The sequence below is a fragment of the Chromohalobacter canadensis genome (genome assembly GCF_029544075.1).
In the GTDB taxonomy this organism is placed as follows: Bacteria; Pseudomonadota; Gammaproteobacteria; order Pseudomonadales; family Halomonadaceae; genus Chromohalobacter; species Chromohalobacter canadensis_A.
On record NZ_JAJQJH010000017.1, the window covers coordinates 1 to 21292 of the forward strand.

At 58.4% G+C, this 21292-nt stretch carries 21 protein-coding genes; 11 read left to right on the forward strand and 10 right to left on the reverse strand.

The window, feature by feature from the left end; translation table 11 throughout:
* The first annotated feature begins 279 nt into the window (after positions 1-279).
* From LUN51_RS15550 to LUN51_RS15580, 7 genes are all read left to right on the forward strand, one after another.
* Positions 280-894 carry a hypothetical protein gene (locus LUN51_RS15550; protein ID WP_277811963.1) on the forward strand — a complete coding sequence of 205 codons (615 nt, stop codon included), beginning with the start codon at positions 280-282 and terminating at the stop codon, positions 892-894.
* A gap of 67 nt (positions 895-961) precedes the next feature.
* Positions 962-1414 (forward strand): hypothetical protein, encoded by a 453-nt coding sequence (locus tag LUN51_RS15555; protein ID WP_277811964.1) that lies wholly within the window; start codon positions 962-964, stop codon positions 1412-1414.
* A gap of 97 nt (positions 1415-1511) precedes the next feature.
* A complete protein-coding gene (locus LUN51_RS15560) occupies positions 1512-2804 on the forward strand; it encodes a hypothetical protein (RefSeq protein ID WP_277811965.1) in 1293 nt (430 codons plus the stop codon).
* An 80-nt stretch (positions 2805-2884) separates the two neighbouring features.
* Positions 2885-3502, forward strand: a complete 618-nt coding sequence (locus LUN51_RS15565) for a hypothetical protein (protein ID WP_277811966.1) — start codon at positions 2885-2887, stop codon at positions 3500-3502.
* Positions 3503-3582: 80 nt separating this feature from the next.
* Positions 3583-4071 carry a hypothetical protein gene (locus LUN51_RS15570; protein WP_277811967.1) on the forward strand — a complete coding sequence of 163 codons (489 nt, stop codon included), beginning with the start codon at positions 3583-3585 and terminating at the stop codon, positions 4069-4071.
* Between the two features lie 98 nt (positions 4072-4169).
* Positions 4170-4523, forward strand: coding sequence for a hypothetical protein (locus LUN51_RS15575; protein WP_277811968.1), 354 nt, complete (start codon positions 4170-4172; stop codon positions 4521-4523).
* 237 nt (positions 4524-4760) lie between these two features.
* Positions 4761-5237, forward strand: a complete 477-nt coding sequence (locus tag LUN51_RS15580) for a YbhB/YbcL family Raf kinase inhibitor-like protein (RefSeq protein ID WP_277811969.1) — start codon at positions 4761-4763, stop codon at positions 5235-5237.
* 97 nt (positions 5238-5334) lie between these two features.
* Here the strand turns inward: LUN51_RS15580 and LUN51_RS15585 are convergent, their stop codons facing one another.
* From LUN51_RS15585 to leuS, 10 genes are all read right to left on the reverse strand, one after another.
* Entirely contained in the window at positions 5335-6177 is an 843-nt protein-coding gene (locus tag LUN51_RS15585) for a nitrilase-related carbon-nitrogen hydrolase (RefSeq protein WP_277811970.1), read from the reverse strand.
* 12 nt (positions 6178-6189) lie between these two features.
* A complete protein-coding gene (locus tag LUN51_RS15590) occupies positions 6190-7509 on the reverse strand; it encodes an MmgE/PrpD family protein (protein WP_277811971.1) in 1320 nt (439 codons plus the stop codon).
* A 152-nt stretch (positions 7510-7661) separates the two neighbouring features.
* Entirely contained in the window at positions 7662-8543 is an 882-nt protein-coding gene (locus tag LUN51_RS15595) for a glycine betaine ABC transporter substrate-binding protein (protein WP_277811972.1), read from the reverse strand.
* Between the two features lie 96 nt (positions 8544-8639).
* Positions 8640-9371 (reverse strand): ABC transporter permease, encoded by a 732-nt coding sequence (locus tag LUN51_RS15600; RefSeq protein ID WP_277811973.1) that lies wholly within the window; start codon positions 9369-9371, stop codon positions 8640-8642.
* Between the two features lie 3 nt (positions 9372-9374).
* Positions 9375-10556, reverse strand: coding sequence for an ABC transporter ATP-binding protein (locus tag LUN51_RS15605; protein WP_277811974.1), 1182 nt, complete (start codon positions 10554-10556; stop codon positions 9375-9377).
* Between the two features lie 62 nt (positions 10557-10618).
* Positions 10619-11284, reverse strand: a complete 666-nt coding sequence (locus LUN51_RS15610) for an ABC transporter permease (RefSeq protein ID WP_277811975.1) — start codon at positions 11282-11284, stop codon at positions 10619-10621.
* A 322-nt stretch (positions 11285-11606) separates the two neighbouring features.
* A complete protein-coding gene (locus LUN51_RS15615; protein WP_277811976.1) occupies positions 11607-12080 on the reverse strand; it encodes a DUF488 domain-containing protein in 474 nt (157 codons plus the stop codon).
* Between the two features lie 60 nt (positions 12081-12140).
* Positions 12141-13199 carry a DNA polymerase III subunit delta gene (gene holA / locus LUN51_RS15620; protein WP_277811977.1) on the reverse strand — a complete coding sequence of 353 codons (1059 nt, stop codon included), beginning with the start codon at positions 13197-13199 and terminating at the stop codon, positions 12141-12143.
* Complete coding sequence (gene lptE / locus LUN51_RS15625) at positions 13196-13690, reverse strand: LPS assembly lipoprotein LptE (RefSeq protein ID WP_277811978.1); 495 nt, start codon at positions 13688-13690, stop codon at positions 13196-13198. The genes holA and lptE overlap by 4 nt, the downstream gene beginning before the upstream one ends.
* A 56-nt stretch (positions 13691-13746) precedes the next feature.
* Positions 13747-16317 (reverse strand): leucine--tRNA ligase, encoded by a 2571-nt coding sequence (leuS, locus tag LUN51_RS15630; RefSeq protein ID WP_277811979.1) that lies wholly within the window; start codon positions 16315-16317, stop codon positions 13747-13749.
* 179 nt (positions 16318-16496) lie between these two features.
* Between leuS and LUN51_RS15635 the strand changes: the two genes are divergently transcribed.
* The 4 genes from LUN51_RS15635 to LUN51_RS15650 all read left to right on the forward strand — a co-directional run bounded on the left by LUN51_RS15635 (position 16497) and on the right by LUN51_RS15650 (position 21251).
* Entirely contained in the window at positions 16497-17006 is a 510-nt protein-coding gene (locus tag LUN51_RS15635) for a zinc ribbon-containing protein (protein ID WP_277811980.1), read from the forward strand.
* A gap of 260 nt (positions 17007-17266) precedes the next feature.
* Positions 17267-18781 (forward strand): choline-sulfatase, encoded by a 1515-nt coding sequence (gene betC, locus LUN51_RS15640; protein WP_277811981.1) that lies wholly within the window; start codon positions 17267-17269, stop codon positions 18779-18781.
* Between the two features lie 221 nt (positions 18782-19002).
* Entirely contained in the window at positions 19003-20166 is a 1164-nt protein-coding gene (locus LUN51_RS15645; protein ID WP_277811982.1) for a zinc-binding dehydrogenase, read from the forward strand.
* The gene (locus LUN51_RS15650; RefSeq protein WP_277811983.1) at positions 20163-21251 is read left to right on the forward strand and encodes a proline racemase family protein; all 1089 of its coding nucleotides are present in this window, start codon (positions 20163-20165) and stop codon (positions 21249-21251) included. The genes LUN51_RS15645 and LUN51_RS15650 overlap by 4 nt, the downstream gene beginning before the upstream one ends.
* Positions 21252-21292 lie beyond the last annotated feature (41 nt).

The following is a 21292-nucleotide window of genomic DNA, read 5'->3' on the forward strand; positions in this document are numbered from 1 at the left end:
CGGCACAGGTGTTTCTGGGGGAATACTCCGGCGCCCTGGATACCGCAGGTGCTGCGCTTATTGGTTGAATTCAGGGTCTTACAGTGACCGAGCCGGCAAAGGCAGCAGGCACGCGAATGCTGCATAACGCGCCGAACTCTTCTTAGGGCCTTTTAAAATCAAAAGCTTAAGAGTGAAAGGGCGGGCTAGATAAGATTGTTAAACACGCCTGCTCGCTCAAGTGGGAAAACGAGCGCGCTGTCTAATACCTGTTAGCCATTTCATCTGGACATGGAACTCATGCTCGAAATTATCAAGTTACTTGGCGGTGCCACGGTACTAATTGGCGCTGCCGGCTGGCTAGCCACCAAGTTTATTGAAAATCGCCTCAATCGTGAAATTGAGGCATATAAGGCCAGGCTAAAAGCCGAGTCTGACACTGAGATTGAGAATCTGAAGTCCCGCCTTCAGGTGGCAGCGAAGGAACGGGAAATTGCCGTCAGTTGGCTTCATCAAAAGCGCGCTACCGCAATTGAGAGTTTGTATTCATCACTCGCCGACCTACAGCATGCCGCGCGTGTCGTGCTCGATACATTGTCTCCGCGCAACCCAGCAGATATACGCAAGTTCAGTTCAGAGGCAGTGAAGAAACTTCATCAAACGTATGGGGCGTATCTCAAGGCAAAAATATTCTTGTCGCCGCTTACCTGCGAAAAGATCGAGAAGGTTCTTCGAGGAATTCAAGGTTCAGTGGTTATGTATGACCTCTACCTCGGAAACTACGACGACCATGAACTGAATACGCTAACGGACGTGAAGGACATCGCATGGAAGGATATTCAAGCGGTCGTTCCCGCAGCTCTCGAGGAACTGGAGTCCGAATTCAGGTTGGTTCTCGGGGTCGAAAATAGCTAACCACTCATTCCACCGGGCCTGCGCGAAAAGCCACGCAGGCCGGTGAATTAAAACGTTAGGAGCGATTATGGACTATCAACATGCCCGTCTCCGCTATCAATTTAATAAGCTGGAGCCGATACGGAACGGCGTGTTCCCGGAGTACGGCGGAAACGTTGAGTTTGAATTGCTTTCTTTTTTTGAGATCTGCTATCACCTAAAAGATTGGATTAAGCATAGTCCCGAGTACAAAGATTTTAGCAATGTTGAACATTTCGTCAACCAAAGCTCCGCAATGAGAATTTGTGCTGACATATGTAATCGGCTTAAGCACCGAAATCTGAAAAAGAGAAGAAGTAATTTTGAAATCGGCATCTTTCGGCTGAAATCGAGCATGACTGTAGGTCCCGAAGCGAGTATGGCGCTGGCTAGCCTCAAAGAGGCCACAATAGAAACTGAGCGTGGCCAAGAATGTTGCTATGCGTTGGCAAAGGAATGCCTTCATGAGTGGGAACGCTACTTTTCAGAGAATGTGGTTTAATCGGGGTGGCTCCAAACAATTGCAGGCACATGGACAAAATTTCCGCTGCGCTCCAATTTTGCCCGTGCTGCAGGCGTTAACCATCTAGGAGGCTTAATTGACATCTCCATTATCTGATCTTGATGAGCTTGTTTTAAAATGTCGAGATCAAAAAGCTAAAAATTATATAAGAGAAGCTGTTGCCTGTTATAAATCTGGTGCTTTCCGATCTGCAATCGTATCAACGTGGATTGCTGTGTCTTTTGACATTTTAGATAAATTAAAAGAGTTATCTCTTGCTGGAGATAAAGAAGCTGAAAAACAAGTTGAAGCCTTCGATAAAGCTCGGAGAATCGGTGATATCACAAATTCTTTAAAGTTTGAGAGAGACATATTGACAGTTTGCAGAGACAAGCTTGAGTTGATTTCTCCAGTAGAGTTTATTGATCTAGATCGACTGCAAGAGGATCGCAATAGATGTGCTCATCCGTCGATGACAGCTGATGGAGAGGTTTTTAACCCATCTGCTGAATTGGCAAGAATGCACATAAGGTCAGCTGTTGAGCATCTGCTTCAATATCCTCCTGCGCAAGGTAAATATGCTCTAGATTCATTAAGTTCAGAAGTCGAATCTGAATATTTCCCAACGGATATTAAAAAGGCTATTGTTGCATTCGAAAGCAGCCCTTTGAAGAAAGCAAGAGATAGCCTTGTGCGGAACTTCACTGTTGTGCTTCTGAAAAAGCTGATTAATGATTCCAAGGATTACAAAGAGATATACAGGTTAACAACTGCCCTTAATGCTGTAGGGGTTATTCATCGAGATACATATAGAAATACTCTATCTGAGAAGCTATCGTATATTATTCGAGCATTGGAGGCTGAGAAGCTCGATAGAATTACCCCATTAATAAGTAACGTCGAAGATAGTTGGCATCATTTGCAAGCCGATGTCAGACAAAAATTCCAGTCCTACGTTGAAAATTTACCCAAAGATAAGCTCGAAGACATAGATATATTTCTGTCAATCGCAGATCTACAAAAGTTCGCGGAGAAACGGTTGCGAAAAGCTACTAGGGCAGAGCTAGATGAACCGCTATTTTTCATAGTTCCCTCACAGGTAAGTGATCGAATTATTGAGTTGTATTCCGAGTCTCGAAGTTTTGAAAAAGCAAATGATTTTGCCTCTACTGTCATAAGGTATGCGGGTGATTACAGCAAAGAGCAGATACAGAAAATAATAATCGCATGTGGGGAAAATGATCAAATTGAGTATAGCTTCGAGATTGGATCAGTAATCAATGCACTAAGAAAAAACAAGAATGTGACTGATGAAAAGATAGATGAGTGGCTACAGGAAGCGGATTTAAACAAGTTTACCAAAGTTGAAGATGATGAAAACGATGGTTAACAAAGCGCTGCTGCCGGACAATTTTTCCGCTGAGCTCCAAAATTGCCGCAGAGCGCGGCGTTATGCATCAGGAGGTTTTGGTGCTATCTGAAATTGAAGTAAGGCGTTTATATATTGATGACGTCGAATGGGAAAGAACCAGCGACAGCTGGAAAGACCTCAAGCCATATCGTGATTTCAACAGTTTTAGTATTTCAGATGAATCAGTTGGAAATTATTATCTTAGGTTAAAAGAACGGTTTAATATACCTAAAGCTGTTTTGGAACAGTGGCTCTATGGGCTCTACTATGATCGTAATTGTGTAAATAACTATGGCTGGATTGATTTTGACAATATTGATATTGTGCTAGAGGATTTATCGTTAGAGAAGCTTCAAGAAGTAAGAGTTATAGATGATTATCGAGGTTATGTTGAAGAAGGTGCAAACTATATCGCGTATGAACAACTCCCTTGCCTCGAAAAAGACAAAGATTACTGGAAGAGTCATGGCACTTGGCGAACACCACCAGTTATTTTAGATGTAAAGAGTTTTCCTCATGACGTTATACCTGGCTACTCAGATATAGGGTCGGGAATGCAGCTAATCGAGGGACATTCAAGGCTGGGTTACCTGTACGCAATCGCTAACTGTAATTTGGGTTTAGCAGAAACCCATAAGGCTTATATTGTTAAATGTAAGAATGCACAAGGCCATTAAGGTTGTTCCGGGCCGATGGCCCTCCACCGGACGCCGCTGTCGGGGCGCCGCTTATGGCTGGCTTTATACGTAATCGCACCATGGAAGAGTTAGCCAAGATTTTAAGTAATATTGACGAACTGGAAACCTGGAAAAACCATGTTCAGGGTTATTCCAAATCCGGTGTGGCTTCCGCCTACAAAATGGCCCAACCTTTGTGGGTCCAAAGAATGGTTTCTGCACAAAAGCTATTTTTACACCCAGATATCGTTGATCAGCTAAAAGCACAAAATTGGCAGCCTAATGATGTGCAAAAGAAGATGATATGGGCAAGCATTTTAGGCTCTGATGAAAGTCCGGAAAGCAAAAAGAGAATGTATAGAGTTAAGGATAGCCTTATAAAGAAGTATGGCGAAGAATGGTGGGAAGATGTCTATGCCCGCATAAAACCTGTATATGCTGCAAAAGAGCGAGTTAAAAAGATTTATTCTGGCCCAGCTGTATCAGCATTTATAAACAATACATTCATAGGCTCAGAGGCCGCTAGCGAAGAGCGAAGCCGGGCTTTGAAAATGATCCCAAAGTCATGAAAATGTATAACAATGCGCACCAACATCGGCCACTTCGTGGTCTGGACCTCGCTTCGCTCGGTCGTTGTGCGCGGCGTTAGCAAGAAGGTAAAAGATGAATGTCTGCATCCTGGGACCAAAACAAATTCGATCGTTGGCAAGAACTTCGCAAGAGCCTGAAAGAGTACAAGCGCGTGAAGGAGTATGCTCAGGTTGTCGAGGTGGCCCGAACGATTATAGATTTAGACAAGGAGGCGCCGTTTATTCGAATAATGACGCCTCTTTTTTACAAGGAAATCGGCGCAGCCTGTGAGAAGTTGGGCAACCTAAGTGATGCTATTAGGAACTATCAAATTGCCATGGACGGATTTAAAAAATACCGGGAGCCGAACGATCTAAATAAGCCTGATGATTGGTTGAAAGATATCCAGTCGTTGAGCAAAAAGATTGAACGGTTACAGTCGAAGCTATGAGCCTCGTCATTGCTAACAAGGCCAAGCACGGCGACAGCTTTTTCGTTGCGGCTTCGCCTCCACTGCAAAGCTGCGCGTGCTGGCAGCGTTATGCAATGAAGGATGAGTGGCTAGAGTCTTGATAATCGCTGCTCCGACGGGTTGAATCCTCCACTTACGCCATCACCTTATGGGGAAGAGCCGCCGTGAGGGCGTTGCTCGGTTCATTGTTTCAATGCGTTTCATGGGAGGATCGCCATGCCTTTTGCACCGTCCAGCATGCAAGTCGAAAGCACCGCCTTCACGCCGAATGGGGCGATTCCGAAGCGCCATTCGGCGGAAGGTGACGATGTGTCCCCGGCCCTGAGCTGGAAGGAGGCGCCGGCGGGGACCAAGGGCTTCGCGGTGATCTGCCACGATCCGGATGCGCCGCTGGTGAAGGATGGCAGCTACGGTTACGTCCATTGGCTGCTCTACAACTTGCCGGCGGATGTCACCTCGCTGGAAGAGGGCACGAAGACAGGTACTGCCGGCATCAACGATGGCGGCGCCATCGGTTATGGCGGTGCCATGCCGCCGGAGGGCCACGGGCCGCACCAGTATTATTTCTGGGTGCTGGCACTGGATACCCAAACCGAACTGCCCGAGGGGCTGACGCAGCCGGAACTGCTCAACAAGCTGGAGCCGCACATTCTGGGTATGAGTCGGTTGGTGGGGACTTACCGCCGCGACTAAGCCTTGTCTGAGTGGCTATTATAAGTCGCTATTAAGCTGCTTCACACACACTCGGCGCCTTCTCTTGGGAGGCGCCGAGTGTCGTTTGGGGCCGGGTTCAGCGATAGCCTTCCATCAACTCGCGCACCAGTGGCGTGTCGGCATTGCGGTGGGTGGGGAGCTCGAAACGGGCACGGGCGATGGCGGTGCGTGAGAGAGTCGCTTCGATCAGCGTCTCGCCATCTTCGGCCACGGCCAGGGTCTCGCCTTGCGGGCCGAGGATGCATGAGCCTCCCCAGAAGTGGCTGTCGCCTTCGGGGCCGAAGCGGTTGGCCATGATCACGGGGGTGCCGTAGGTCATGGCGTAGAACTGCAGGTTGAGGGGCCAGTTCTTTTCGTTGGAGAAATCATCGCTGACGATGCCCGAGGCCGAGTTGATCGGCGCACACAGCACGGCGGGCCGGTCCAACAGAGCGGCGTGTACCAGCCCCGGATTCCACAGGTCGGCACAAATCAGCGAGGTCGCCGACCAGCCGGGGCACACCGGGAGATGCGTGAGTTTTTTGCCGTGGGTGAACAGCTTGCCTTCTTCCAGCCCGCCGTAGGTGGGCAGGTTGAGCTTGCGGTGCACGGCCTGGAGCTTGCCGTGCTGAAAGATCGCCAGGGCGTTGTAGTACTCGCCGGGGCTGGCTTCCTCGACAAACCCTAGCACCACCTGCATCTCGCCGGCTTCTTGGGCGAGTTCGGCCAGGCGCGGGTCATGGGCCGGGCAGGCCACGTCGATCACTCGGTTGCCCAAGCCGTAGCCGGTCAGCGAGAGCTCGGGAAAGACCAGCAGCTCGAGCCCTCGTTGGTGGGCTTCGGCGATCCGTGCGCGGTGGCGCTCAAGATTGGCGTCGACATCGCCAAGGGTGGCGTTGATCTGCGCGGCGCCGACGCGCAGTTGATCTTGATAGTGCATGGTGGCGTCTCGCTATTGTTTGGAAAACGTGGGTGCGCCGAGCAGCGCCAGCAGGTCGCTTGCCGGACGTGTCTCGAGGGTCATCACCACCTCAAGAAGCCGGGCTGCCCGCTCGCCCAGCACGGGTTCGGCCAGTGCCCGGTACTTGGCGACGACCTCGGCGTCCGAAAGCGGGCGATCGGGGTTGCCGCGCGCCTCGAAGTCGGCGCTTTCGATGACCTCGCCGCTGTCGAGATGCAGCCGGGCGCGCGCCCAGCGCTCGGCGGGAAAGCGCGCATTGAAGTTGTCATCCTCGTGGATTTCTACCTTGCTGGCCAGGGCCTTGAGATCCGGAGCGTCGAGTTCGTCGCTGACGCCCGCGACATCCACGGTGCCTCGGCCCAGGGCGCAGGCGACGGACCAGGGCAGGCTGTACTGAGCCTGCTCGGTGGTGGTCGGGTGCGTCACGTGCAGGCGCTTGCCCTCGTGGAAGGTGACGATCTCGATGCGCGCGATGGCGGCGGGGGCGCGTTGCTCGTCGGGCAGTGACAACACGGCTTCCACCGCGGGCTGGGCCCAGCGGCAGACCGGGTAGGCCTTGAAGTACTGCTCGTGGAGATACCAGCGCTCGCCCAGGTCCTGCCAGAGAGCGGCCACGTCTGGCGCGGTCACGGTCAGCGCCGGGGCGCCGGTAAAGCCGTCCTCGGCCAGCAGGGCGGCGGAGATGCCGGTCATCGCGCCCCAGCCGGAGCCGTCCTTGAGCATCGTGGGATGGTCGATGCAGCGCATCATTTGGCTGCGCGGGCCGTAGAACTCGGCGATGCCGAGGGCATGATGCAACGTCTCGACATCGGCCCCGCGCAGGCGCGCGGCCACGGCGGCGACGCCCAGGGCGTTCCAGGCGCCGGAGGTGTGGTAGTCCGGGCTGGTGGCGTGCAGGGCGATTCCTGCGCGAGTGGCGATCTCATAGCCATAGGCGAGCAGGGCGAGGAAGTCACGCCCGGAGAGATCGGCCACCTCGGGCAGCGCCAGCAAGCCGGGTAGCAAGGCCACGCCGGCATGGCCCTTGGTCAGCACCTGGCCGTCGTGGGCGTCGAGCGCGTCGATCAGCCAGGCCCCGTGCAGGGCGACGCCGGTGGGCGAGGCCTGGCCGGCGGTGAACAGCAGCGGGCGGTCGCCGCCATGCTGGGCGGTCACGAAGCGCGTGGCCTTGTCGGCCAGCGGTGTACGAGTGGCGCCGGCGGCCACACCCAGCAGGTCGAGCAGGCAGCGTTTGGCCTGATGCAGCGCTTCATCGTCGAGGCTCGAAAGATCGAATCGGTGCATCCAGTCGAATGGAATGTGATCGTACATGGCGAAGCCTTGGGCGCTGACGAGTGGCGAAGCTATGGATGACGACAATCAAAAACGAAGCGCGAAGGCCGCCCTGGGGCGGCCTTCGCGGTGATCGAGCGCAGGTACTTTCAAACGAGGCCTAGCAGGGCATGGCCCCATTCAGGCGTCGATCACGACAGGTCGTGCTTCTTGAGGAAATTTTCGGCGACCTGCTCGACGGGCTTCTTGTCGACGTCGACCTTGGCGTTGAGCGAGGCCATAACGTCATCGTTCAAGAGTGCCGAGAGCTTGTTCATCTGCTCATCCAGCTTCGGGTTGGCTTCCAGCGTGTCCTTGCGCACGACGGGGGTCAGCGCGTAGGCCGGGAAGAACTGCTTGTTATCTTCCAGCGTCACCAGGTCGAAGGCCGGGATGCGCCCGTCGGTGGAATAGGCGATGGAGACGTCGACTTGCTCGTCGCGCAACGAGGGCAGTGTCAGGCCGAAATCCATACGCTTGATGTTGGAACGACCGAACTGGAAACCGTAGGTCTTTTGCAATGGACGCAGGCCGTCGTCACGGGCGTAGAACTCCGCGTTGGAGGCGAAGGTTATCGTCTCCCCGTTGTTGATGGTCTCGGCCAGATCGGAAATCGTCTCGATACCCCGTTCTTCGGCATCGTCGGCACGCATGGTGAGTGCGTAGGTATTGTTGGCATCGGAGGGGTCGAGCCAGACGAGCCCCTTCTCGGCATCAAGCTTCTTGACGCGCTGATAGGTCTCTTCGGGGGAGAGTTTCTCGGTAATATTGTTATAGGTGATCAGTGAGGTTCCGGTGTACTCCCAATAGAGGTCGATCTGGCCGTTCACCTGAGCCTGGCGGAGTATGGCGGAGCCCATGCCGGCGCGCTTGTCGACGTCATAGCCGAGAGATTGCAGATACTGGTTGGTCATGCTCGATAGAATCTGCTGCTCGGTGAAGTTCTTGCCGCCGACCACGAGTTCGTCAGCTTGGGCGGTTGCCAGGGTGCTGGCCAGTGCCGCGCCGGTCAGTAGGGTCATCAAAGTTTTCATGGTGTCGCTCCTTTCGTTGATTGTTGGCTATCGTTGATTGTTCGCTATCGTTGATATTGCTGATTGGCGGATCTGAAGCGTTAGTGATGTGCCTTCCTAGGCACGACTTGGATTCACGCCTCGCGGTACCAGCAGGAAGGCGGTGATGGCGATGAGCATATCGACTGCGATCGCCAGCAGTGCCGTGGGGATGGCGCCAGCCAGCATCATGACGGTGTCGTAGAGCGCTATCCCCGTGAAGATCAGCTCGCCAAGGCCCCCGGCGCCGATCAAAAAGGCCAGCGGTACGGTGCCGATGTTGATCGCCAATGCCGTGCGGATGCCGGCGAAGATGACGTACAGGGCGTTGGGCAGCTCGACCCGCAACAGCCGCTGGGTGGGCGACATACCGATGCCCGCAGCTGCTTCCATAAGCGCTGGGTCGACGCCCTTGAGCCCGGTATAAGTATTGCGGGTGATGGGTAGCAGTGTCGCTACGAAGAGCCCGAATACTGCCGGCACGGTGCCGATGCCGAGAAAGCTCATCGACAGCGCCAGCACGGCCAGCGTGGGGATGGTGGTTCCCACGTTGAGCACTTGCATCGCGGGTTCGGCCACCCTCGCCATGCTGGGGCGTGACAATAGGATCCCCAAGGGAATGGCGACGAGGATCGCCAGGCAGCCGGACATGACGGTCAGCCACAGGTGCTGCACGACCAGATATTGGACATCGGGCAGGTAGAAGATGAACTCGTCGATCAAGCCGCTGGCCTGGCTCCAGACACCGGCTAGAAAGACCGCTAGGAGCACCAGCAGGCGTATGGCTCCGGAGAGGTTCAACGTCGGCATGGCTTACTCCTTGGTGGCCGGTGACGATGCCGCTTCGGCAGCCGAGGCATCGCCCTCGCGCTTGGAATGAGCACGATAGCGTGAGCCCAGGTGATGGGTGATCGCCCGCTGGGTGACCTGACCAACGATGCGGCCGTCGTCGTCGACGCAGGGCACCCAGGTCATGTCGTTGGCGAACATCAGCGAGGCAACCTTGCGCAGGTCGTCGTCGAGGCTGACCACCACCGGCACGCTCTGGTAGTGATCGCGACAATGCCCTTGGGTGGTGCGGGCCACGGCGGCGTTGATGATGCCCACTGGCTGACGCTTGTCGTTGACCATCACGATGCTGTTCTGATAGCCGTAGGACTCGATGCGGTCAAGCGCGTCGGCCAGGGTGTCATCCGGGCGAACGAGGCCGATTTCCTCGCTGGCCAGGTCGCGGACCTTGACCAGGTTGAGGCGTTTCAGCGCGCGGTCCTCGCCAAGGAAAGATTCGACGAAGTCGTTCTTGGGCGCGGCGAGCAGCTCGTCCGGCTCCGAGTACTGGACCAGCTTGCCGGCGCGGAAGATGGCGATGCGATCGCCCATCTTGATCGCTTCGTCGATATCGTGGCTGACGAACATGATGGTCTTGTTCAGTTCCTGCTGCATCTTCAGGAACTCGTCCTGAATCACCGCCCGGTTGATCGGGTCGATGGCGCCGAACGGTTCGTCCATCAGCATCACCGGCGGATCGGCGGCCAGCGCTCGGGCCACGCCGATGCGCTGTTGCTGCCCGCCGGAAAGCTCGCTCGGGTAGCGCTTGAGGAAGGCGTCCGGCTCCAGCGCGATCATGTGCATCATCTCGCGGGCGCGCTCCCGGTACTTGGCCTTGTCCCAGCCCAACAGCTTGGGCACCACGGTGATGTTTTCCTCGATGGTCATGTTGGGGAACAGACCGATCTGCTGGATCACGTAGCCGATGTTGCGGCGCAGGTCCTGGGTGTCGAGGCTGGTGGTGTCCTCGCCGTTGATGAATACCTTGCCCGAGGTCGGGCGGATGATGCGGTTGATCATCTTCAGGGTGGTGGTCTTGCCGCAGCCGGAAGGGCCGAGCAGGATGCAGATCTCACCGCTCGGCACCTCCATGCTGATGTGGTCGGCGGCGGTCACCGCGCCCTTGGGCGTATCGAAGACCTTGGTCAAGTTGTCGAGTCGAATCATGAAGTTGTCCTTGTCGGGTCGGCAGCCTTTACAGGTCGACAGAGAATGGCGCGGGTAACGGCTCAGGTCGCAGCGGCGGCACGCTCCATCCCTTTGGGCGTCAGGCGTTTCTGCAGTGCCAGCAGCGCATAGTCGACGATGATCGCCAGGATGCTGACGGCCACGGCGCCGAGGATCAGCTGGCGTGGGTCGGACTGGGAGATGCCGCGACTGATGAAGGTGCCGAGCCCACCGGCGCCGATATACGCAGCGATCGCCATGACGCCGATGTTGAGCACCACGGCGGTACGTACGCCGGCCATGATCACCGGCACGGCGAGTGGAATCTCGACCATGCGCAGGCGCTGGTTCTGGCTCATGCCGACGCCACGCGCGGCTTCACGCAGGGCCGGGTCGACGTTGTTGATGGCGGTGTAGGTATTGCGGATGATTGGCAGCTGCGAGTACAGCAGCACCGCGATGACCGCCGGCATGTAGCCGATGCCCTGACCGATGAGCGAGAGGATCGGAATCATGATCCCGAACAGCGCGATGGAGGGAATGGTCACGATGATCGAGGCGATGTAGAGCACGGTCTTGGCGATGCGCTCGTTTTTGGTGATGGCGATGCCAATGGGAACGCCGGTCAGCGTGGCGATCCCCACCGCGACACCCACCAGACTGATGTGCTCGATCGTCCGCGACAGCAAGAGCGCCATATTGTCCAGGGCGTATTGAAGCAGTTCCAAGCGACGTCTCCTTGATGATGGTATTTCAAGGCCGGCAGGGACTGACCGACCTGAAAGAAGGGTGCATCTCGGTAAAGCGAGCCACGAAAATCACACGACGGAGGTGTCGGTGCGGGAGTGAGCTAAGCGTACCAGAGCCAAATTTCTATTTGTTATGGTTTTGAATGACGATGCAAAATGCCAGTTATTGCCGATGCTGATGCGCTAGCACATCTCGGCTTTCGGACTGGGAAAGCGCTTTTCGTGCTAAGGAACTTCTGGGCTGCGTGAACGCTTGAAGGGCTGTGATGACCCGAGTCGCCCTCAGGCGACTCGGGTACGTTCAATGGATCGAGGCGGGGTCGTCCGTCGGGTCAGGCGACGAGGGGTTCGGTGTGACCTGATCGGCGTAGCAGGGCGATGAGGCGGGCGTGCGGTCGTCCGCTTCGCGATCTTCGGTTTCCAATGCCTTGAGCAGCATGTCGCGCAAATACGGAAGGTGCGAGCGCTGCGGTTCCCGGGAAGCGGTCAGCAAGGTGAGCGTGCCTTCGCGCGCCCAGCGCATGAGGGGCAGCAAGACGTCGGGATCATCCTCGACTTCCCAGCGGTAGCGATGGCTGAACACGGTGTCGTTGAGCTCTCCCTGGTGCCAGGCTCGGCGCAAGGCGTTGGAGGGCGAGGCGTCGCGGTACCAGTCGGTCAGTTGCAGCGACTCGCGCCGCTTGCCTCGGGGCCATAGGCGGTCGACGAGAACGCGTGCACCATCGCTTTCCTCGGCGGCCTGATAGATACGTTTGAGTGCGATCGTATACGACATTCCAGCTCTCCTTGGCCAGATACGTGCCTTTCGCCAGATGCAATCTAAGCCGATATCGATCTAGGCGATACGATAGGAATACGCCATCTCGGCCAGAGGGCCGCGCCCGCCGGCCAGGGTGAGCGACAGGTCGTGAAGCCCTTCCCAGACGGGTAACGTAGCGGCGCCCTTGATGGCCAAGTCGAGGCGTTGTGCAAACAATAATAGCTTGTGTAGTCGCTTGAGCGGCATCCGCTTCAAGGCCTGCTGGTAAAGCGGACGGCGCTTGTCGGGAATCGGCGGACGCTGTGCCTTGCAGGCGTGATCGAGGCTTTGCCCCTGATCGAGATGCTGCGCCAGCGATAAGAAGATGCGCAACTCCCGCGTCAATGCCCATAGCACCACCGGGGCCTCGATGCCTTCGCCGCGCAATCCGCTGACGATGCGCGAGACGCGCACGCGATCGCCACGCAGGCAGGCGTCGATCAGCGTGAAGACATCGTAGCGTGCGTTGTCCTCCACGCCGCCGGCAATGGCTTGGGTATCGAGCCGGGCATTGGGCGGATTGAGCAGCGCGAGCTTTTGCAGCTCCTGGTCGGCGGCCAGCAGGTTGCCTTCGGTGCGCTCGCCGAGCAGGCGCGCCGCATCCATGTCCAGGGACAGCCCATGGCGCGACGCGCGATCCCGCACCCAGAAGTGCAAGCGCTGGTGATCCACCGGCCACACCGGGACGAACACACCGATCTTATCCAGTGCCTTGAACCAGGCGCTGGACTGCGCGCGCCGGTCGAGGCGCGCGCTGCTGATCAGCAGGATGTCGTCGCTGTCCTTGGCCTGACGGGCGTAGGCATCGAGTGCCTTGGCGCCTTCTTGCCCTGGTGATTGGCCGCCCAGGCGCAGCTCGATGAGCTTGCTCGAGGCGAACAGCGACATGCTGGCGGCCGATTCGGTCAGGCGTCCCCACTGAAAGCCATTTTCCACGTGGAGCACATCGCGTTCCTCGACGCCGCGTTGGCGTGCTGCGGCACGGATGGCGTCGCAAGCCTCCATATGGATCAACGGCTCATCGCCGGCGACGATGTAGACCGGCTGGAGGCGCTTGCCGAGCGCCTCGTCGAGCTTGTCGGGAAAAACCTTCATGGCGTCTCAAGCGCGCGTAAACGGTCGACGAGTTGACGTGCCGCTTCCTGACGCAATGAGTCGAGGGCTTCATCGCGCAATTCGTCCTGCGACAGCAGGTTGTTGTCGTCGACACTCAGCGTGGTGCTGGCCTCGAGGGTCTGCTGATCGAGTAAGTAGGCGTTGTCCTCGCTGCGTTGCACCGAGAACGGCACGCTGAGGGTCAGGCGGCGTTCCTGATTTCCGCTGGCCCCTTGGGTCAGGCGTGTCTCGCGGACTTGCTCCTCGCTCAGGTTGACGCGTAGCGGGGCGTTGTCCTCGAGCGTGGTGCCGGTGCCTTGCAGCGCCTGTTCCACGGCGTCTTCGAAGCGTCCGTCGGGGGACGACAGCGTCAGCGCGGGAATGTCGAGCGCGGCAGCGTCGGTGCCACGCAATTGAAAGCCGCACCCGGCGAGCATCGTCGTCAGGGTCAGCAGGAGCAGAGATCGGATGATGAGCGAACGGCGCTTCACGCAGGCCTCCTTGCGGGCTTGGGCCCGCTCCTTGGGGAGCGGGCGTATGGGCCGAGTCAGTTGGCGACGATATTGACCAGCTTGCCGGGCACGACGATGACCTTGCGCACGGTCTTGCCCTCGGTATGGCGACGTACGTTCTCCGCCTCCAGCGCCTGGGCCTCGACAGCGGCTTTATCGGCCGCCGCCGGAACTTCGAGACGGGCCCGCAACTTGCCGTTGACCTGCACGGCGAGTTCGACGCTGTCCTTGACCATGGCCGCTTCGTCGGCGACTGGCCACTCGGCGTCGATGACCGGTGTCTCATGCCCCAGGGCTTCCCATAGCGCATGGCAGGCGTGCGGCACGATCGGCGCCAGGATCAGCACGCAGGCTTCCAGTGCCTCGCGCGTGACCGCCAGGCCTTGTGGCGAAGCATCTTCGAAGCGGCCGATGGCGTTGACCAGCTCCATGACCGCGGCGATAGCGGTGTTGAAGGTGGTCCGGCGGCCGATGTCGTCGCTGGCCTTGGCGATGGTCTCGTGGGTTTTGCGGCGCAACGTCTTCTGTTCGTCGTTGAGCGCGTCGATATCCAGCGTGACGGGCGTGCCGGCATCGAGGTGATCGGCGACGAGCTTCCAGAGCCGCTTCAAGAAGCGGTGCGCGCCCTCGACGCCGGAGTCCGACCATTCCAGCGATTGCTCCGGCGGCGCGGCGAACATCATGAATAGGCGCACGGTGTCGGCGCCGAAGCGGTCGATCATCGCCTGCGGGTCGACGCCGTTGTTCTTGGACTTGGACATCTTCTCGATGCCGCCCATTTCCACCGGTTGGCCATCCTCGCGCAGCACGGCGCTGACGGGGCGGCTCTTGTCGTCGCGCTTGACGTCGACATCGGCAGGATTGAACCAGTCCTTGCTGCCGTCGGCGTTATGGCGATAGAAGGTCTCGGCGATGACCATGCCTTGGGTGAGCAGGCGCTGGAAGGGCTCGTCGCTCTCGACCAGGCCGAAATCGCGCATCAGCTTGTGGAAGAAGCGTGCGTAGAGCAGGTGCAGAATCGCATGCTCGATCCCGCCGATGTAGAGGTCCACCGGCAGCCAGTAGTTGGCGCGCTCGTCGAGCATCGCTTCCATGTTGTCGGCACTGGCGAAACGCGCGTAGTACCAGGAGGATTCCATGAAGGTGTCGAAGGTGTCGGTCTCGCGTGTCCAGCCCTCGCCGAGGTCATAGAAGTCCGGCATCTTCTTGAGTGGCGAGCCGGAGGCGTCGACCTCGACTTCCATCGGCAAGGCGACCGGCAGTTCGTCATCGGTCAGCGGTACGGTCTGGCCTTCAGGCCCGTATTTGACCGGGATCGGTGCGCCCCAGTAACGCTGACGTGCCACGCCCCAGTCACGCAGGCGGAAGTTGGTCTTCCGTGTTCCTTGCCCGTTGGCTTCGAGCTTGGCGGCAATAGCGTCGAAGGCTGCATCGAAGTCGAGCCCGTCATACTCGCCGGAGTTGATCAGCGGGCCATGCTCGGCATGGGCGCCCCGGGACAAATCCGGCGCGTTACCCTCGGCATCGGCGATCACCGGTTCGATGGCGATGTCGTATTTGGTGGCGAATTCCCAGTCGCGCTGATCATGGGCGGGAACCGCCATGACCGCGCCGGTGCCGTATTCCATGAGTACGAAGTTGGCCACGAAGATCGGCACTTCACGGCCGGTCAGCGGATGGATCGCCTTGTAGCCGGTATCCATGCCTTTCTTTTCCATGGTCGCAAGCTCGGCTTCGGAATTGCCGCCGTGTTGGCACTCGACCAGGAAATCGGCCAGTGCCGGATTGTCGGCAGCCGCCTGCTTGGCCAGCGGATGGCCGGCGGCCAGCGCCATGTAGGTGGCGCCATAAAGCGTATCGGGACGCGTGGTGTACACCACGAGCGGGTCGGCCTGGCCGGCGACATCGAAGGTCAGCTCGACGCCGGTGGACTTGCCGATCCAGTTGCGCTGCATGGTCTTGACCTGTTCGGGCCAGTCGACCTCGTCCAGATCGGCGAGCAGTTCCTCGGCGTAGTCGGTGATCTTGAGGAACCACAGCGGGATTTCCTTGCGCTCGACCGGCGCGCCGCTGCGCCAGCCGCAGCCTTCGATGACTTGCTCGTTGGCGAGCACCGTCTGATCCACCGGATCCCAGTTGACGGTCGACATCTTCTTGTACACCAGGCCTTGTTCGACCAGCTTGGTGAAGAACCACTGTTCCCAGCGGTAGTAGTCGACATCGCAGGTGGCGAATTCACGGTTCCAGTCGTAGGCGAAGCCCAACGCCTTGAGCTGACGGCGCATGGCGTCGATGTTGTCGTAGGTCCAGGCACCGGGCGGGACCCGGTTCTTGATCGCGGCGTTTTCGGCGGGCATGCCGAAGGCATCCCAGCCCATGGGCTGAAGGACGTTCTTGCCCTGCATACGTTGAAAACGCGAGACCACATCACCGATGGTGTAGTTGCGCACGTGCCCCATGTGCAATTTGCCGCTGGGGTAGGGGAACATCGACAGGCAGTAGAATTTCTCCCGGGTCGCGTCCTCGACGGCCTTGAAGCACTGGTTGGTTTCCCAGAAGGACTGGGCGGCGGATTCGGTTGCGTGCGGCGTGTACTGTGCGTCCATCGGTTTGATCTGGCACCTTGCGTTAGGCTTGGCTTGAAGCGGATAACGCCCGGCCTCGCGATGTGGTAGAACGGAGCTGGGCGGGACGTTGTCCGTGTGTTACGACAGGCCGTCAGGATACCCCAGTCATGCGCCTACAGGTAGGGGCATGGCGACGACGACAGATCAGGAGAAGCGTTATGAGCGAACGTCACGATCAAGAGCATCGCCTGAGCCGCGCCTATGAGCGGGTTCTCGAGCGTCTCGAAAAAGGCGCCGGCGATCTGTCCTGGGAGTCGTTGCAGCGCGAAATGGACGACGCCATCGAGTTCGAGGCGGAGTTCGAGACCTACACCAAGGATGAATTAGCCTTGCTGCGAGCCTGGGTCGAGCGCGACATGCGCGACCTGCGGGGGTTCCTGGCTCGGGGTGGCGAGGGCATCGCCACTTGGCTGGGAATCGATCTGGGCACCATTTCGCGGCGAGTCACCGAGGCGCTGTTCTCCATCGCCGACCGCACCACCGTCGATCAGGCCCGCTTCGAGGACGAACTCGAAGCGGCGCGCGCTGACTATGTCGAAGGCGAGATGGCGGTGCCCGGCCGCATGCGCTGCGTGCACTGCGACACGGAAGTCGTGCTCGAGTCGATCACTCGCCTCGAACCTTGCCACCACTGCGGCCATCGTTACTTCGCGCGGATTAGTGGGTAAGGCTGAGAGAGAGCGTAAGGAGCGTGAAGATAACGTGAACCTAATTCGGCGCCCTTTCACGCTTCCTTAGGCGATTGTCACGAGGAGGGCGGCTGCCACTAGGCTTTCAGGGTCGGCCCTCTTGGAGACCCAAGTGAGTTGGGGCTAAGGGGGCAAATAAGTCTCTGGTCTGCCGGCTCTTGGCACGTCATTGTAAGGAGTTCGAAGGCGGCCTCGTACGCTGCTTTCGACGCTAACAATACTCGCCAGGGAGGTTTCCCATGACACGACCCAACGTATTGGTCCTGATGGCCGACCAACTCAACGGCACGTTGTTCGAGAACGGTCCCGCCGATTTCCTGCATGCACCTAACCTCAAGAAATTGGCCAAGCGCTCGGTCAACTTCAACAATGCTTATACGCCGAGCTATTTGTGTGCACCAGGGCGGGCCGCCTTCATGTCGAGCCAGTTACCGAGCCGCACCGGGGTTTATGACAACGCCGCAGAATTCCCCTCCAGCGTGCCGACCTGGGCGCATCATCTACGCCGTGCCGGTTACTCCACTTGCCTGTCGGGCAAGATGCACTTCGTCGGTCCCGATCAACTCCACGGTTTCGAGACGCGCTTAACCACCGACGTTTATCCGGCCGATTTCGGCTGGACGCCAAACTACGCCAAGCCGGGTGAACGTATCGACTGGTGGTACCACAACCTGGGCTCGGTGACCGGGGCCGGCGTCGCCGAGATCTCCAACCAGATGGAGTACGATGACGAGGTCGCTTTCCACGCCGAGCAGAAGCTTTACGATCTTTCGCGCGGTCACGACAAACGCCCCTGGGCGCTGTGTATCAGCTTCACCCACCCGCACGATCCTTATGTGGCACGTCGCCAGTATTGGGACCTGTATAACGACTGCGAGTATCTCGAGCCACAGCAAGGGCCCGTACCCTTCGATGCTCTGGACCCGCATTCCCAACGGATCTTCGAAGCCAATGACTACACCAAATTCGATATAAAGCCCCAGGATGTGCGCAACGCCCGTCAGGGCTATTTCGCCAATATCTCCTATGTCGACGACAAGATCGGCGGCATCCTGGATGTGCTCGAACGCACACGCATGCTCGATAACACGATTATCGTGGTTTGCGCCGACCACGGTGACATGCTTGGCGAGAAGGGTCTGTGGTTCAAGATGAGCCCCTATGAAGGCTCGTCGCGTGTGCCGCTGATGCTTTCCGCGCCGGGGATCGAGCCGCGCAATGTCGAGGACCCGGTATCGATCATTGATATCAATACCACCATCGCTGATCTCGTGGGGATCGACCTGTCCTCGATCGCACCCTATACCGATGGCCAGTCGCTGCTGCCCCTGACCCGAGGCGAGAAGCGAGATGCACCGGTGTACATGGAATACACCGCCGAGGCTAGCTATTCGCCGATCGTGACCATCCGCGAGGGCAAGTGGAAATTCAACTATTGCGAGATCGATCCGCCGCAGCTGTTCGACCTGGAAGCCGATCCGCTGGAGCAGCACAACCTGGCGGAGAATCCCGATTACGCCGATGTGCTGGCCGGATATCGAGCCAAGGTGCACGAGCGCTGGGACATGCAAGCCTTCGATGCCGATGTGCGTGCCTCCCAGGCTCAGCGCCTGATCGTCTACGAAGCGCTGCGCAATGGTCATTACTATCCGTGGGACTACCAGCCGCTGCAGGATGCTTCCGAGCGTTATATGCGTAACCACATGGACCTGAACGAGGTCGAGGAAGCCCAGCGCTTCCCCCGTGGCGAGTAAGGCGATGACGAAGTGCATCGTCTGAACCCCCGTCGGCAATCAACACGAACGCTCGTGCCAACCTGGTACGGGCGTTTTTACTTTACGCGGGATGGCATCTCCCCGTGCCGATGGGGGTCGACAATGGCACGCAAGCGCGATTGATCGTTCGGCCCCTTTGGTGCGGGAAAAAGTTTGATATCGTCTCACCTCGAAGCAGCGATCACGATGAGGAGACAGGTATGCGGAGCGAGGCGCTACCCGATGCGATGGCGGCGATGCTGCTGACCGGGCATGGGGATATCGACAAACTGGAGTATCGGCAGGACGTTGCCATCCCCCGGCCTGCCAAAGGCGAGGTGCTGGTGCAGGTGACCGCGACAGCGAAGAACAATACCGACCGCAAGGCGCGAGAGGGGCTTTATCCGACCAAGGACAAAGGGGATACGACCTCGTTCCAGATCGGTGGTTCTCCGACGCTGACCTTCCCCCGCATTCAGGGCGCCGATGTGGCCGGACATGTGGTTGCCGTCGGCGAGGACGTGAGTGAAGAACGCATCGGCCAGCGCGGGCTGCTGGACTTCAATATCTACGCCGATGCGCGTCCCGACATCAATCTGACGCCCGACTATTACGGGCACGGCGCCGATGGCGGCTATGCCGAATACATTGCCGTGCCGTCGGCGCAGTTCCACACGGTGGACAATCCGGAGCTGGCCGATGCCGAACTTGCGGCGATGGGCATGTGCTCTTATCAAACCGCGCTGCATATGTTGAATGCGGCCAGCGTCACAGCCGGGGAAAACGTCCTGGTGACAGGCGCCAGTGGCGGAGTGGGCACGGCCCTGATTCGGCTCTGTCGGATCATGGGGGCGACGCCTTACGCCCTGAGCCAACCCGATAAGGCCCAGGCGCTTCTAGACCTCGGTGCGGAAGCCGTGCTGGACCGCACGGACATGGAGGATTTCACCGAGAAGGTGAAAGCCCTGACGCAGGGCGCGCCCATCGATGCAGTCATGGATTTGGTCGGTGGCGAGATGACCGATCGTTTCGTCGACACCATGATCTTCGACATGACGCGCCGCGCCACCTATCCACGCCTGAGCATCGCCGGCGCTAGCGGCGGCAATCTCAGCGAGATCATGTGGACGCGTATCTATCTCTATCAGGTGCAGATATTCGGTGTCTCCCATGGCACGCGCGATGAGGCCGAGCAACTGGTGGCCTGGATTCGCTCGGGGCAACTGAAGCCGGTCTTGCACGCGGCGTTCAAGCTTTCCGAGCTGCATGACGCTGAACGTTATTTCGTCAATCGCAACAGCAATTACTTGGGCAAGATCGTGATCGTCCCGGACTCGCAGTGGCAAGAACATGGCGCACCCTACGCATTGAAGGAAGGCAAATGAGCGACAAGCTAACGCTGCAACTGATCGACTTGCATGCTGGCGGTGATGTCAGCCGTATCGTGACCGGTGGCATCGACCCGCTGCCGGGGGACACGGTGCGTGAGAAGATGGAATATCTACGCGAGGATGCCGATGGCCTGCGCCAGTTATTGCTCAGCGAGCCTTATGGCATTCCCGAGATGTCGGTGGACCTGCTCGTGCCCGCCAGTGATCCGGAAGCCGAGGTGGGCTACATCATCATGGAGGTGATGGGCTATCCCATCTATTCCGGGTCTAACACCATCTGCACCGCCACGGCCGTGCTGGAAAGCGGTCTTGTGCCCAAGCGCGAGGGGTACCAGCGTTTTGTTCTGGAGTCCGCGGCCGGCCTGGTGCATATCGAGGCGCGCGTGGAGAACGGTGTGGTGGAAGGCATCACCTGCGAAGGGTTGCCCAGTTACATCGACACCTACCGGGCCAGCATCCATGTGCCCTCGATCGGGAATGTGACCTACAGCGTCGCCTATAGTGGTGGTTTCTATGCCCTGGTGGAAGCCGCTGAGCTGGGCTTCTCGCTCAATAGGGATGAGGAGACACGGCTGGCGGAGTGCGCCCATGCCATCGTCGAGGCGATCCAGGCCGAGCGCGGTTTTTCCCACTACACCCTGGGCGATGTGGGGCCGTTGCCGTTCTTGCATTTCATGGGCCCGGTCGAGCATGTCGCGGATGGCTTCTTCCGCTCACGCTCGACGACCTACGTGCATCCAGGCGTGATCTGCCGCAGCACGACCGGCACGGGAACCTCGGCGCGCTTGGCCCTCATGCATCATGAAGGCATTCTCCAGCCGGGAGACAAGCTGGAGACCGTGTCACTGCGCGGCACGGGCTTCATCGGCGAGTTCACCGGCTCACGGCAGGAGGGGGCGCACCAGGTGGCCGAGAACACCATCACTGGCAAAGCCCATGTCCTGGCCCGCTCGGACATCGTCATCAACTGCAACGACCCGCTAGTGGAATGCGGCAGCCTGCACCATATCGTCACCAGCGGTCATCGCAAGGCCGAGGCGGCATTGACCGTTGAGGAAGAGGCGTCTTTGTCAGACTAGGAGTGCCTTGATCACGATGCGACGCGTGGAGAATCGCCACG

Excerpts from the sequence above, each read along its gene's own strand:
- LUN51_RS15550 (WP_277811963.1), top strand. The coding sequence starts at position 280 with ATGCTCGAAATTATCAAGTTACTTGGCGGTGCCACGGTACTAATTGGC.
- LUN51_RS15555 (WP_277811964.1), top strand. The coding sequence starts at position 962 with ATGGACTATCAACATGCCCGTCTCCGCTATCAATTTAATAAGCTGGAG.
- LUN51_RS15570 (WP_277811967.1), top strand. The coding sequence starts at position 3,583 with ATGGAAGAGTTAGCCAAGATTTTAAGTAATATTGACGAACTGGAAACC.
- LUN51_RS15575 (WP_277811968.1), top strand. The coding sequence starts at position 4,170 with ATGTCTGCATCCTGGGACCAAAACAAATTCGATCGTTGGCAAGAACTT.
- LUN51_RS15580 (WP_277811969.1), top strand. The coding sequence starts at position 4,761 with ATGCCTTTTGCACCGTCCAGCATGCAAGTCGAAAGCACCGCCTTCACG.
- LUN51_RS15585 (WP_277811970.1), bottom strand. The coding sequence starts at position 6,177 with ATGCACTATCAAGATCAACTGCGCGTCGGCGCCGCGCAGATCAACGCC.
- LUN51_RS15590 (WP_277811971.1), bottom strand. The coding sequence starts at position 7,509 with ATGTACGATCACATTCCATTCGACTGGATGCACCGATTCGATCTTTCG.
- LUN51_RS15595 (WP_277811972.1), bottom strand. The coding sequence starts at position 8,543 with ATGAAAACTTTGATGACCCTACTGACCGGCGCGGCACTGGCCAGCACC.
- LUN51_RS15600 (WP_277811973.1), bottom strand. The coding sequence starts at position 9,371 with ATGCCGACGTTGAACCTCTCCGGAGCCATACGCCTGCTGGTGCTCCTA.
- LUN51_RS15605 (WP_277811974.1), bottom strand. The coding sequence starts at position 10,556 with ATGATTCGACTCGACAACTTGACCAAGGTCTTCGATACGCCCAAGGGC.
- LUN51_RS15615 (WP_277811976.1), bottom strand. The coding sequence starts at position 12,080 with ATGTCGTATACGATCGCACTCAAACGTATCTATCAGGCCGCCGAGGAA.
- holA (WP_277811977.1), bottom strand. The coding sequence starts at position 13,199 with ATGAAGGTTTTTCCCGACAAGCTCGACGAGGCGCTCGGCAAGCGCCTC.
- leuS (WP_277811979.1), bottom strand. The coding sequence starts at position 16,317 with ATGGACGCACAGTACACGCCGCACGCAACCGAATCCGCCGCCCAGTCC.
- LUN51_RS15635 (WP_277811980.1), top strand. The coding sequence starts at position 16,497 with ATGAGCGAACGTCACGATCAAGAGCATCGCCTGAGCCGCGCCTATGAG.
- betC (WP_277811981.1), top strand. The coding sequence starts at position 17,267 with ATGACACGACCCAACGTATTGGTCCTGATGGCCGACCAACTCAACGGC.
- LUN51_RS15645 (WP_277811982.1), top strand. The coding sequence starts at position 19,003 with ATGCGGAGCGAGGCGCTACCCGATGCGATGGCGGCGATGCTGCTGACC.
- LUN51_RS15650 (WP_277811983.1), top strand. The coding sequence starts at position 20,163 with ATGAGCGACAAGCTAACGCTGCAACTGATCGACTTGCATGCTGGCGGT.